General features: G+C 62.6%; 13 protein-coding genes. 7 read left to right on the forward strand and 6 right to left on the reverse strand.

Annotation, left to right across the window (positions count from 1 at the left end):
- Nucleotides 1-24 precede the first annotated feature (24 nt).
- Nucleotides 25-549 carry a molybdopterin-dependent oxidoreductase gene (locus tag VWZ87_RS02700; protein WP_340545867.1) on the reverse strand — a complete coding sequence of 175 codons (525 nt, stop codon included), beginning with the start codon at nucleotides 547-549 and terminating at the stop codon, nucleotides 25-27.
- A gap of 350 nt (nucleotides 550-899) precedes the next feature.
- Here VWZ87_RS02700 and VWZ87_RS02705 point away from each other — a divergent pair, with 350 nt between their 5' ends.
- The gene (locus tag VWZ87_RS02705; RefSeq protein WP_340545868.1) at nucleotides 900-1,514 is read left to right on the forward strand and encodes a response regulator transcription factor; all 615 of its coding nucleotides are present in this window, start codon (nucleotides 900-902) and stop codon (nucleotides 1,512-1,514) included.
- 561 nt (nucleotides 1,515-2,075) lie between these two features.
- On the opposite strand, the gene VWZ87_RS02710 is transcribed toward VWZ87_RS02705, so the two are convergent.
- The 3 genes from VWZ87_RS02710 to VWZ87_RS02720 are packed head-to-tail and all read right to left on the reverse strand — an operon-like array spanning nucleotide 2,076 to nucleotide 4,695.
- Nucleotides 2,076-2,255 (reverse strand): hypothetical protein, encoded by a 180-nt coding sequence (locus VWZ87_RS02710; protein WP_416534203.1) that lies wholly within the window; start codon nucleotides 2,253-2,255, stop codon nucleotides 2,076-2,078.
- Nucleotides 2,252-3,256 (reverse strand): cytochrome d ubiquinol oxidase subunit II, encoded by a 1,005-nt coding sequence (gene cydB / locus VWZ87_RS02715; RefSeq protein WP_416534204.1) that lies wholly within the window; start codon nucleotides 3,254-3,256, stop codon nucleotides 2,252-2,254. Before cydB ends, VWZ87_RS02710 begins: the two co-directional genes overlap by 4 nt.
- 14 nt (nucleotides 3,257-3,270) lie before the next feature.
- Nucleotides 3,271-4,695, reverse strand: coding sequence for a cytochrome ubiquinol oxidase subunit I (locus VWZ87_RS02720; protein ID WP_416534205.1), 1,425 nt, complete (start codon nucleotides 4,693-4,695; stop codon nucleotides 3,271-3,273).
- Between the two features lie 314 nt (nucleotides 4,696-5,009).
- Between VWZ87_RS02720 and VWZ87_RS02725 the strand changes: the two genes are divergently transcribed.
- The 3 genes from VWZ87_RS02725 (at nucleotide 5,010) to VWZ87_RS02735 (ending at nucleotide 7,949) form a co-directional block, all read left to right on the forward strand.
- On the forward strand, nucleotides 5,010-5,678 hold the full coding sequence (locus tag VWZ87_RS02725; RefSeq protein ID WP_416534206.1) for a Crp/Fnr family transcriptional regulator: 669 nt from the start codon (nucleotides 5,010-5,012) through the stop codon (nucleotides 5,676-5,678).
- 157 nt (nucleotides 5,679-5,835) lie between these two features.
- Nucleotides 5,836-6,048 (forward strand): DUF2892 domain-containing protein, encoded by a 213-nt coding sequence (locus VWZ87_RS02730; RefSeq protein WP_416534207.1) that lies wholly within the window; start codon nucleotides 5,836-5,838, stop codon nucleotides 6,046-6,048.
- Between the two features lie 143 nt (nucleotides 6,049-6,191).
- Nucleotides 6,192-7,949: a SulP family inorganic anion transporter gene (locus tag VWZ87_RS02735; RefSeq protein ID WP_416534208.1), complete on the forward strand. Its 1,758-nt coding sequence runs from the start codon at nucleotides 6,192-6,194 to the stop codon at nucleotides 7,947-7,949.
- A 110-nt stretch (nucleotides 7,950-8,059) separates the two neighbouring features.
- Here the strand turns inward: VWZ87_RS02735 and VWZ87_RS02740 are convergent, their stop codons facing one another.
- The gene (locus VWZ87_RS02740) at nucleotides 8,060-9,418 is read right to left on the reverse strand and encodes an alginate biosynthesis protein (protein ID WP_416534209.1); all 1,359 of its coding nucleotides are present in this window, start codon (nucleotides 9,416-9,418) and stop codon (nucleotides 8,060-8,062) included.
- 239 nt (nucleotides 9,419-9,657) lie between these two features.
- Between VWZ87_RS02740 and VWZ87_RS02745 the strand changes: the two genes are divergently transcribed.
- The 3 genes from VWZ87_RS02745 (at nucleotide 9,658) to VWZ87_RS02755 (ending at nucleotide 10,738) form a co-directional block, all read left to right on the forward strand.
- On the forward strand, nucleotides 9,658-9,999 hold the full coding sequence (locus tag VWZ87_RS02745) for a TfoX/Sxy family protein (protein WP_416534210.1): 342 nt from the start codon (nucleotides 9,658-9,660) through the stop codon (nucleotides 9,997-9,999).
- Between the two features lie 69 nt (nucleotides 10,000-10,068).
- Complete coding sequence (locus tag VWZ87_RS02750) at nucleotides 10,069-10,239, forward strand: YqaE/Pmp3 family membrane protein (RefSeq protein WP_014874958.1); 171 nt, start codon at nucleotides 10,069-10,071, stop codon at nucleotides 10,237-10,239.
- Nucleotides 10,232-10,738 (forward strand): DUF4112 domain-containing protein, encoded by a 507-nt coding sequence (locus VWZ87_RS02755; protein WP_416601020.1) that lies wholly within the window; start codon nucleotides 10,232-10,234, stop codon nucleotides 10,736-10,738. The genes VWZ87_RS02750 and VWZ87_RS02755 overlap by 8 nt, the downstream gene beginning before the upstream one ends.
- 116 nt (nucleotides 10,739-10,854) lie before the next feature.
- On the opposite strand, the gene ndk is transcribed toward VWZ87_RS02755, so the two are convergent.
- Nucleotides 10,855-11,277 (reverse strand): nucleoside-diphosphate kinase, encoded by a 423-nt coding sequence (gene ndk / locus VWZ87_RS02760; RefSeq protein WP_340545877.1) that lies wholly within the window; start codon nucleotides 11,275-11,277, stop codon nucleotides 10,855-10,857.
- Nucleotides 11,278-11,301 lie beyond the last annotated feature (24 nt).

Raw genomic sequence — 11,301 nt, forward strand, 5'->3', positions numbered from 1 at the left:
GACCTGTGCCTATGCCTGTTCGCGTCATTCGCCTATCGTGATCTCCTCAAGCTGCCAGATGCTGCGGGAATAAACCGCCTCAGTACGGTAGGTCGGATCGCTGTCGTAGGGGTAGACAATCCACAACGGGCCCTTGTCGCGGACCGACATTGTTGCGCCATTGCGCTCGTAGGCGACCATTGGCCCGCCATTGGTGGCGTCTGAAACCGGAATCTCCACGGCATAATCGTTGATTGCCCGTGCCACGACGACACCGGCCTGATGTTGATCCACACCGACATGGGCCAGCAACGCAGCCAGGCTGACACCGGTAAAGGCCTGTTCGCCGGAGGTCCAGATGGTGCGGGTATCGAACTGGGCGACCGGCAGGCTGCGCAATTCATCCATCGAGAATACGAACTGCTGCGTATCGCCGCCGTTCTGGGGTTTGACGGCAACGGTCAGAACCGTCTCGCCGGATTGGGACGCCCGGGCGTCCTGAGGGGCCAGACCGCAGAGCAATGTGACCGCTGCAAGCAGGGCTACAATGTGGAGGTGCCAGTATTTCATCGCGTCTATCCTTTTGCCTGTGCCATTCCGCCGATTGCGGCCCCGCTACCGGGTGATGCACATTCTTGATCTGGGTCGAACCTGTCACAAACCGCCGTCCAGAGCATCTGTTCCTGCGGATAGACTGCTATTCTTTGGTATAGGATTCGTAACCAGCGCTGCATTTTTTTGGCAATTCCGGCCGATTTTATGCCTCCACGGCCGCAATTATGCGGGGAATACGCGCCTGTACAATGTTCCGGTAACCTCAAAAGGCGCCCCTGCACGCGCTGTGGTTGCGTGGAATTGACTTTTTATCAACCAAATTGAGGGTATGCTGACGTTCAGGCCGGTACTTTGCAGGAGCTTACATGCGTATTCTATTGGCGGACGACCACGACATGGTGCGTGAAACCATTTCCGCTTATCTGACATCAGAAGGCGGCGCGGCAGTAACCTCGACCGTCGATCTGCCCGGCGCGCTGAGCGAGATCGAAGAGAACGGCCCCTATGATCTGGTCCTGCTGGATTACAATATGCCAGGAATGCAGGGGCTGGACGGTTTGGGAACGGCGCTGAAGGCCAATGGCGGCAAGGGGGTTGCGATCATCTCCGGCAGCGCGCCGACCCGGACTGCTCAGGAGGCTCTGGATGCCGGGGCGATTGGCTTCATTCCCAAAACCATGGGCGCCCAATCGCTGCTGAACGCGGTCCGCTTCATGAGTGCCGGCGAAATCTATGTGCCCGTTGAATTGATGCGCAAGGAGGCCGAGGCCCCTGCCCATCCGCTTGCCGAAAAACTCAGCCCGCGCGAGATCGAGGTTCTGGACGGGCTGTGCCGCGGCCTGTCGAACAAGGAAATCGCCCGCGAGCTTGAGTTGCAGGAGGTGACGATCAAGCTGCATGTGCGCACGCTGTGCCGCAAGCTGGAGGCCAAGAACCGCACCCAGGCCGCTCTCACCGCGAAGGAAGCAGGCCTGTTCTAAGGGCTGCGTTGACGGGCAGCTCTCGGCGCCACAAATGACTGCGCCTTTATGGGGGGCATGATCGCTGGATCCATCTTGAAGGGGCTGCGATGGGTGGGGCCTGTGGTTGGTGAAACGTATCCGGTAAAAACTGTTGGCTCTGCCCAGCGAGGTCGGCCTGTCGTGAGACGCCGCAGGCGTGCAGAGCTGTGTCTGGGTCCGCGTCTATGTCGGAGCTGGATCGGTGTCCGGCTATGGATCGGTGTCCGGGTCGGGACCAGTCTCCGGGTCAGGACCAGACGCCGGGTCTGAGCCGTAGGTCTGTGTCGCAGGGCTGTTGATCCCGAAACCGATGCGACGAATCGTGTCCGCCCGATCTGCCAGGAGGTGGAAAGCCGCCTTCGGCAGCTGCCACTTGTTGCGGCGCCCATCCTGCGAGTAGGCGCCTGCGACGGCCCCGATACAGTTGCAACCTCAGCCGGTGGCCACCTATGCGGTGGTCGATTACATGACGTGGCCGACCACTTGACGTGACCTGGCTGCATCGCGGCTGGCCTTTGCACTCAGAAAACCGGCGCGCGCCTAAGGTGTGATGGCCCAGCGGATCAGCGCCGCGACACAGGCCAGCACCCCGACGCTGACACACCAGATGACCGCAAACCACAGCAGCCGCCCCAGTGGGTGATGCCTGACCTTTGCTTCGGGACTGGCGCTGCCGCGGGGTGTGGTTGCCCGCTCAGGAGGCTGTTCGGAGGTGCTCAATGATAGCCCTCCTCCGGGTTGATCTTGCCGCGAAATACCCAATAGGCATAGGCGGTATAGGCCAGGATCAGAGGCACCAGCACCACCGCGCCGACCAGCGTGAACATCAGGCTTTCATCCGGGGCGGCGGCCTCGGCGATGGTCAGACCCGGCGGCACGATGAACGGGTAGAAGCTGATGCCGATGCCGATGAAACCCAGCACAAAGAGCCCAAGTGCTGCCAGAAAAGGCTGGGCGTCGCGCGCGCCCTTCAGCCCCTGAAACAGCGCGTAGCTGCACGCCACAACCAGCCCCGGTACCAACAGGCTGAACAGGCTGCCCGGCAGGTTGAACCAGCGGCGGAAATACTCCGGGTCCTGAAACGGGGTGAGCAGGCTGACCAGCGCAATTGCCGCCAATGTGACGACGCCGAGCCAGCGCGCGTAGCCGCGCATCTGATGCTGTAGATCACCCTCGGTCTTCATGTAGAGCCAGGTCGCACCAAGCAGCGCATAGCCGGTCAGCACTGCCAGGCCGGTGATCAGCGAAAACGGGGTCAGCCAGTCCCACCAGCCGCCTGCGTAGGCGCGGCCCTCGATCTCGATCCCCTGTACCAGCGCGCCCAGCGCGATGCCCTGCATGATCGCCGCCACAACAGAGCCGCCAAAGAACGCGACGTCCCAGACGCCACGCCAGCGGGTGGTGCGCCAGCGGTATTCAAAGGCGACACCGCGGAACACCAGCGCCAGCAACATCAGGGTGATCGGCACGTAGAGCGCCGGCATGATCACCGCATAGGCCAGCGGGAACACCGCAAACAGCCCGCCGCCGCCCAGCACCAGCCAGGTTTCATTGCCATCCCAGACCGGGGCGATGGAGTTCATCATGGTGGCCCGATCGCGTTCGGAACCGGCGAAGGGGAACAGGATCCCGACGCCAAGGTCAAACCCATCGAGCACAACATAGGTCAGCACCGCAAAGGCAATGATTCCGGCCCAGATAAAGGAGAGTTCAAACAGCATAGCGAGGACCTCTGTCAGTTGCCTTGTGGGGTGGGTTCATCGGTGACATCGGGATCAACCTGCTGCGCCGGGGTGATCCCTGCGGCTCGGATCGGCCCGTCGCGCAGCCCCAGGTTCCGGGTGGCAGGCACTTTGTTCATCATCCGCAGGATGTAGAAAGTTCCGGCGCCGAAGATGAAGAAATAGACCACGATGAAGGCCGTGAGCGAAGCGGCGACTGCCGGCGCTGCCACCGGTGCCAGACTGTCGGACGTGCGCAGCAGCCCGTAGACGGTGAAGGGCTGCCGCCCGACCTCTGTGGTGATCCAGCCGGCCAGAACCGCAACAAAGCCCATCGGTGCCATCAGGATCGAGGCCCGCTGGAGCCCGCGGTTTTCATAGAGCTGCCCGCGCAGACGCCCCCAGAGCGACCAGAGCGCAAGGCCGAGCATGGCAAAGCCAAGGCCGACCATGACCCGGAAGCTCCAGAATACGATGGCTACCGGCGGCTCATCTTCATCGGGGATCGTATCGAGCCCTGCCAGCGGTGCGTTCAGGTCATGTTTCAGGATCAGGCTGGAGAGTTTGGGGATTTCAATGGCATAGTCGACTGTCTTGGTCTCGGCATTGGGCAGACCAAAGAGGATGAGCGGGGCGCCGTCGGGATGGCTGTCAAAATGGCCTTCCATGGCCATCACCTTGGCGGGCTGGTGTTCCAATGTGTTCAGCCCGTGCATATCGCCGGCCACGATCTGCATCGGCGCCACCAGAACCAGCATCCACATCGCCATGGAGAACATCCGCCGCGCCGCCACATCGGTCTTGTCGCGCAACAGGTGCAGACTGCCGACACCGCCCACCACCAGTGCCGTGGTCAGGAAGGCCGCCAGCACCATATGCACCAGACGATAGGGGAAGGACGGATTGAAGACGATCTGCCACCAGTCCTGCGGTACGAATTGGCCCACCTCGTTGATGGCATAGCCCGCCGGCGTCTGCATCCAGCTGTTCACGCTCAGGATCCAGGTGGCCGACATCAGCGTGCCAAAGGCCACCATGGCGGTTGCAAACATATGCAGCCCATCGCCGACGCGGGCACGGCCAAACAGCATGATTCCGAGAAACCCGGCCTCCAGGAAAAACGCCGAAAGCACCTCATAGGCCATCAGCGGCCCGAGCACCGGGCCGGTCTTGTCCGAGAACACCGACCAGTTGGTGCCAAACTGGTAAGACATCACGATGCCCGAGACGACCCCCATGCCAAAGGCAACGGCGAAGATCTTTTTCCAGTATTCGAACAGCGTGTAATAGGTGTCGTCCCGGGTCCGCAGCCACAGCGCGTTCAGCACCGCGAGGTAGCTGGCAAGCCCGATGGAAAACGCCGGGAAGATGATGTGAAACGAGACGGTGAACGCAAATTGCATGCGTGCCAGTGTCTCGGCTGTCAGCCCATCGAACATATCTGGTCACTTTCCTAGAAACTGCGCCGCCCGCCTCGGTCTGGCCTGCCGGACAGTGCCGGAGCGAGCGATCCATTGGCACAGAAGTTAGTACGTGGTGGAGAAGTTGCAGGTGGCAGAAAGCCGCAGCGCGGCGACAGGTCTCAGTTATTCCAAGCCTATTCCGCTATGCTAGGCCTCGCGCAGCCACGCGGCAAGCGCGGGTTCAGGACCATCAGGGCGGATTTACCTGCCGGTTCCCCCGCCCCCGCCAGACCGGACCTGCGGAGCGCGGGCGGCGGCACATTGGCGCAGGCAGAAACGGAGATGCAGATATGATCGAGGCACAGGCCCCCTGGATAGAGCGCTTTCCCGGCTTGGCCCGACTGGATGACAAGACCAAGGCGCATATTCTCGCGCAGTCGTCTCAGTTGAGCCTGCCCCGGGGCACGGTGATCTTTGGCCCCGGCAAATCCCCGGAAAACATGCTGTTCCTGCTGGATGGCACCGTACGGGTGCAGCAGGTTTCCGAGACGGGCCGCGAGATCCTGCTGTATCGGATCAACGCGGGCGAAAGCTGCGTGCTGACCACCGCCTGCCTGCTGGCCTATGAGGACTATGCAGCAGAGGGTATTGCCGAAACCGCAGTAACCGCAGCCATCCTGCCCCGTGCAGTGTTTGACGCGCTGGTCGCCGCCTCTGCGGATTTTCGCAGCTTTGTGTTTTCGGCCTTCTCCAAACGGATTACCGATCTGTTTCTGGTGATCGACGAGGTCGCGTTTCAGCGCGTCGATGTGCGACTGGCACAGGCGCTGCTGGATCTGGCCGCGGCTGGCGATCACCTCGCCGTGACCCATCAACAGCTGGCGGTCGATCTGGGCACCGCGCGCGAGGTGGTCTCGCGGCAGATCCAGGAGTTCCAGCGTCGCGGCTGGGTGCAACTGGCACGCGGCCGTGTCGATATCCTCGACCGCGCGGCATTGCAGCGGCTGATCCGGCGCTGATCCATGGGCGCGTCAGCGTCGCGCCCCGGTGGGGCGTCCCTTCAGAACCCAAGGCTGGCGGCTGGCTGCGGGTGGCGCGCAGCAAGGGTGACTTAGTCACAGACATCTGCGCAGAACCGGCGTTTTCTGGTGCGAGACATCGCAAAGGAGTGACCAGATGACCAGAAACATAGGTACGCTTGACCGGGCCATTCGGCTGATGTTCGGTGTTGGGCTGATCGCCGCCCCCTTTCTCAGTGATTATGCCATCTTTGCCGCAGGCTGGGCGAAACTGCTGTCGGTGGCGCTTGGCAGTGTCATGCTGCTGGTGGCGCTGACGCGCAGCTGCCCGATCTACACGATCCTTGGCCTGCGCAGCTGTCGGCGCTGACCGGTTGCGGCGCGCGGCGCTGTCGCGCCTTGCGCGCCCTTGACCCGACGTGATGATCACTGTTCAACATCACGCCAAGCGCACTGAGCGCCAAACGCTACCGAACCGCCCCCCGGTCCGGTGTCACGCGAAGAAAGACCTGAATGCCTCCTCTGCTGATCCGCTATGTGCCGCTGCTGACCTGGGGGCGGGCGTATAGCCGCCTGAACCTCACCAATGATCTGATCGCTGCGGTGATCGTAACGATCATGCTGATCCCGCAATCGCTGGCCTATGCGCTGCTGGCCGGATTGCCGCCCGAGGCCGGGCTATATGCCTCTATCGTGCCGATCCTGCTTTATGCGGTGTTTGGCACCAGCCGGGCGCTGGCCGTCGGACCTGTGGCGGTGGTCTCGCTGATGACGGCCGCCAGCCTGAGCGAGATCGCAGCGCAGGGCAGCATCGGCTACGGGGTTGCAGCACTGTCGCTGGCGGCGCTATCCGGCGCGATCCTGTTGGCGATGGGGCTGCTGCGGCTTGGGTTTCTGGCCAATTTCCTGTCACATCCGGTGATTGCCGGTTTTATCACCGCCTCCGGCGTGTTGATCGCCACCAGCCAGATCAAACATGTGCTGGGGGTGAATGCCGACGGGCACACGCTGCCCGAACTGCTCCTGTCGCTGGCGCAGAACCTGCCTGAGCTGAACTGGCCGACGGCACTGATCGGGGTTGGGACGACGGGGTTTCTGGTCTGGGTCCGGCATGGGCTGAACCCCGCCCTGCGTGCGCTTGGGGTCGGCGCACCGCTGGCCGGGTTCCTGACCAAGGCCGGACCGGTCGCCGCCGTGATTGCCACGACGCTTGCGGTCTGGGGGCTGGATCTGGCGGAGCGCGGGGTCAGAATTGTCGGGGCCGTCCCACAGGCGCTGCCGCCCTTCACCCTGCCGGATCTGTCGTATGAGCTGCTGGGGCAGCTCATACTGCCGGCGGTGCTGATCTCGGTCATTGGATTTGTCGAATCCATCTCCGTGGCGCAGACCCTGGCGGCGAAACGGCGCCAGCGTATTGACCCGGATCAGGAGCTGATCGGCCTTGGCAGCGCCAATCTCGGCGCGGCCTTTACCGGCGGTTTCCCGGTGACGGGGGGATTTTCCCGCTCGGTCGTGAATTTTGATGCCGGCGCCGAAACCCCGGCTGCGGGGGCGTTTACCGCCATCGGGCTGGCCATTGCCGCCGTGGCGCTGACGCCGCTGATCTACTTCCTGCCAAAAGCGACCCTGGCGGCGACCATCATCACGGCGGTTCTTGGATTGGTCGATTTCTCCATCCTGCGGCGGAGCTGGGCCTATTCGAAGGCGGATTTTGCCGCAGTGCTGGCCACCATCGCGCTGACCCTGCTGCTGGGGGTCGAGGCCGGGGTCACCGCCGGGGTGCTACTGTCGATCCTGCTGCATCTTTACAAATCCTCGCGCCCGCATATTGCCGAGGTCGGGCGGGTGCCGGGCACTGAGCATTTCCGCAATGTCCTGCGTCACGAGGTGGAAACCCATCCCAGCCTGCTGACGCTGCGGGTGGATGAGAGCCTGTTTTTCGCCAATGCGCGATTTCTGGAGGACTGCATTCACCGGCGGGTCGCCGATGATCCGCAGATCGACCATGTGGTGCTGCAATGCTCAGCGATCAATGACATTGACCTGAGCGCGCTGGACTCGCTGGAGGAGATCATGCACCGGCTGTCGGAGATGGGGGTCACCCTGCATCTGTCGGAGGTTAAAGGACCGGTGATGGACCGGTTGCGGCGCGGCGATTTTCTGACGCATCTGAGCGGTCAGGTCTTCCTCAGTCAGCACGACGCGATAGAAGCCCTATGCCCGAAAGATGCGGCCATGCGAATCTCAGTCCCCGGGCTGCACGGCGGATAATCTGGTGCTGGACACAGACAGCGGGCCGCTGACTGTCGCGGCCTGCTGTTCGGCGGTTAGCTATGCGCGGATTGCGACCGGCGAGAGGTTTTCGCGCCGCTCTGATCGGGTCAGGCAACCACCTGGACAAACTTGCGCTTCGACATCTTGGCACTGCGCGCCGGGGCCACTTCGACCAAGCGCAGCGGACGGATACCGATATTGTCGATTCGCTGGATTTCGCCACCGCTGGTGAGGCTCTGATCGCGCCAGACCATCCGCACCCGCTCATCCGAGGTCACCATCGCGGAGCCTTCGACCACCCGCCAGTAGGTGCCAAGGGTCGCAACAGACAGCGGCAGGCTCTGCCCCGGCAAGACGGTCAGATGTTTGACAATGTGATGAGCGCCGGTGTCGAGGGTCTCGCTGCGGCCCCAGCTTTCGGTTTCGATTTCGCTGCTGTTGCGGGAGGCGCCCTCGCTCAGCTGATCGGCGTACCAGCTGGCCAGGCTCGCAGCGTCGCTGACACCGGTTGCGGTCTGGGTCAACTCGGCGGGGCCCTGCGCGCCATCCTTGCGGCTGTGCGGCATGGTCTTGCACCAGGTCGCCTCGCCCGAGACGCTGCCGGCCAACCAGGCCTCCCACTCGGCGTCGCTGGCAACTTCCGGTTCCACCTGCCAGGCCGACATCTCGTCCCAGCCTGCATCCATTTCGACCACGGACAAGCGCGCGGCATGGCACAGGATCGCGCTTTCGAAGGTGCTGCTGCGGGCCCGACGGTAGCTGTCGGCATCAAGCGCGAGGATCCCGTCGACTTTCATACCGCGGGTGGCGGCGGCCTTTGCGGGCATCAGAATGCGGGCGGCGTATTTCTTGTAGGCGGCCATCAAAGTGTCGAGCCGCGCCAGATAGATACCAGTGCTCCAGAGTTTGGCGGCAGGCTGATCACGCCAGCCATCAAAGGCCGGGTTGCGCTGATCGAGGAAGCTGCTGACCGGGGTGGCGCCTTCTGCGTTGAGGCTGCGTGCACATTCGATATAGCCGTGGCTGCGGCAGGCGCGATCGGTCTGCACGCCGAGCATCACGATTTCGCCGTTCTGGGCCGACTGCATCCCCTGAGCCAGAGCATCCTGAAGCTGATCCGCATCGTCAAAATCCTGATCCGCAGGCAGGATCAGCACCAGGCTGTCGGCAGCCGCCTTCAGGCTGTGCAGCGCTGCAATTGTGCCGGCAGCGGTTTTGGTGGCGCCCGGCTCCAGCAGCAGCTGGCCCGCGACCTTCATCGCCTCCATCTGGGTGGCCGCCACCTCGGCAAAAGCGCCGCAGGTGAGCACGGTCGGGGCGTGGAACTCGGCAGTGGCAACGGCCGACAGCAGGGTCTGGAAGCGGCTTTGGACGCCGGCAGCATCCTCAAAGTGCATCGGCACCATGTCGGCGCCATTGGTGACATCGGCGTCTGTGGCTCCGGCGAGAACGATGGGATAGATCATGCTGCATTCCTTTCGGCGTATCGTGGCGTGTCTGGCTTGAACCAGGGATGACGTGTTGATCTCACACTAGGGAAGTCGGTGCTTGCGATCTTCTATCCAGTGGGCGTTTTGAAGCGCGAAAAAGGATAGTACCCGCACAACCTTAGCGTTGGGCCTTGGCACAATTCATCATAGAAATGTTTCAAATTTCCTTAAAATACGGTCGTGACAGGCCGAGATGCCTTGAGTATGTTCCCGATATGTCCGCATCTGCCTCCACCCCTGTGTCGTCGATCCGCAATCTCGGCCCCGCCTTTGAAGAGGCCTGTCGCAAGGCAGGGATCACCTCGGCCGAGGCGCTGCGCGCCCTGGGGGCCGATGCCGCCTACACCCGCCTGCTGGAGGCTGGCAACAGACCGCATTTCATCGGCTATTATGTTCTGGTGATGGCGCTTCAGGGGCGGCCCTGGAACGACTGCAAGGGGGCGGAGAAGGCGGCGCTGCGCAAGCGGTTCGATGCGCTGAAGGCGGGCAGTTTCGATGCCAATCGCTCGGCTCTGGAGCGGGCGCTGGACGAGATCGGCGTGATCGAACGGCGCTGAATCCGGGAACATTTGCCGAATGATGCGCGTTGTCCTCGCAACAGCAACCGCACATCCGGGAGAATTCTCATGGATCTTATTCGCATCATCGCCGCCGTCATCCTGCCCCCGCTGGGCGTCTTTCTACAGGTCGGTCTGGGCAAGCATTTCTGGCTGAACATCCTGCTGACCCTGCTTGGCTATATCCCGGGTATCGTCCATGCCGTCTGGGTCATCGCGCGGGAGCCGCAGCATGCCTAACCTGCAGATCCCGCAGGAAGATCGCCTGCAATCGCTTGAGCGGCTGGCCCATGGGATGGACCGCGCATTTCGCTTGCCGGTGATCGGCACGCGCATCGGCTGGGACAGTATCCTGGGGCTGGTTCCCGGCGTCGGCGACGCGCTGGCGCTGGCGCCTGCGGGGTATATCGTGCTCTCTGGCTATCGCATGGGGGCCTCATCCGGGACGCTGGCGCGGATGGTCGGCAACATCGGCATCGACGCGCTGATCGGCACCGTGCCCCTAATCGGTGACATTTTCGACATCGGCTGGAAGGCCAACCTGCGCAATGTTGCCCTGCTGAGGCGGCATCTCGAAAAAAAGACGATGGCGGGCGAGCCTCTGGCCAAACGGCTGGCCCGCAGAGGGTTCGACCATATCAACGCCCCAACCCGCAGAACACTGAAGGCCACCCGTGATCTGCCGCGTCGGCTGCACGCGGGCCGCGCGCGCCCGGCCGCAGAGCCGCGCCACGGCTGATCGCTGCCGCTTACTGGCATCATGACCATCTGATACCCGTGACCGCAAGAAAAAGGCCGCGCCGGATGATCCGGAGCGGCCTTTTCAAATTTTAGTCAGGCTGAAACAGCGGTGGCTTAGCCGACCAGCTCCAGACCGGAGAAGAAATAGGCGATTTCAACCGCTGCGGTTTCAGGTGCGTCGGACCCGTGAACGGAGTTTTCGCCGACGGATTCGGCGAATTCGGCGCGGATGGTGCCGGGAGCCGCGTCTGCCGGGTTGGTCGCGCCCATGATTTCGCGGTTTTTCGCGATGGCGTTTTCACCTTCCAGAACCTGCACAACAACCGGCTCGGAGGACATGAATTCGCAGAGTTCGTCGTAGAAGGGACGCTCAGCGTGGACAGCGTAGAACACGCCGGCCTGCTCTTTGGTCATGTGGATGCGCTTCTGCGCGACGATGCGCAGACCTGCGTCTTCGAATTTCGCGTTGATCTTGCCGGTCAGGTTGCGACGGGTTGCATCGGGTTTGATGATCGAAAAGGTACGTTCCAGAGCCATTTGGCATACTCCTGCAATTTGGGT

Origin of the sequence: Phaeobacter sp. JH20_37 (genome assembly GCF_048056015.1) — a bacterium.
Classification (GTDB): domain Bacteria; phylum Pseudomonadota; class Alphaproteobacteria; order Rhodobacterales; family Rhodobacteraceae; genus Phaeobacter; species Phaeobacter bryozoorum.

Excerpts from the sequence above, each read along its gene's own strand:
- VWZ87_RS02755 (WP_416601020.1), top strand. The coding sequence starts at position 10,232 with ATGCCTAACCTGCAGATCCCGCAGGAAGATCGCCTGCAATCGCTTGAG.
- VWZ87_RS02750 (WP_014874958.1), top strand. The coding sequence starts at position 10,069 with ATGGATCTTATTCGCATCATCGCCGCCGTCATCCTGCCCCCGCTGGGC.
- VWZ87_RS02725 (WP_416534206.1), top strand. The coding sequence starts at position 5,010 with ATGATCGAGGCACAGGCCCCCTGGATAGAGCGCTTTCCCGGCTTGGCC.
- cydB (WP_416534204.1), bottom strand. The coding sequence starts at position 3,256 with ATGCTGTTTGAACTCTCCTTTATCTGGGCCGGAATCATTGCCTTTGCG.
- VWZ87_RS02740 (WP_416534209.1), bottom strand. The coding sequence starts at position 9,418 with ATGATCTATCCCATCGTTCTCGCCGGAGCCACAGACGCCGATGTCACC.
- VWZ87_RS02720 (WP_416534205.1), bottom strand. The coding sequence starts at position 4,695 with ATGTTCGATGGGCTGACAGCCGAGACACTGGCACGCATGCAATTTGCG.
- VWZ87_RS02700 (WP_340545867.1), bottom strand. The coding sequence starts at position 549 with ATGAAATACTGGCACCTCCACATTGTAGCCCTGCTTGCAGCGGTCACA.
- VWZ87_RS02735 (WP_416534208.1), top strand. The coding sequence starts at position 6,192 with ATGCCTCCTCTGCTGATCCGCTATGTGCCGCTGCTGACCTGGGGGCGG.
- ndk (WP_340545877.1), bottom strand. The coding sequence starts at position 11,277 with ATGGCTCTGGAACGTACCTTTTCGATCATCAAACCCGATGCAACCCGT.
- VWZ87_RS02745 (WP_416534210.1), top strand. The coding sequence starts at position 9,658 with ATGTCCGCATCTGCCTCCACCCCTGTGTCGTCGATCCGCAATCTCGGC.
- VWZ87_RS02730 (WP_416534207.1), top strand. The coding sequence starts at position 5,836 with ATGACCAGAAACATAGGTACGCTTGACCGGGCCATTCGGCTGATGTTC.
- VWZ87_RS02705 (WP_340545868.1), top strand. The coding sequence starts at position 900 with ATGCGTATTCTATTGGCGGACGACCACGACATGGTGCGTGAAACCATT.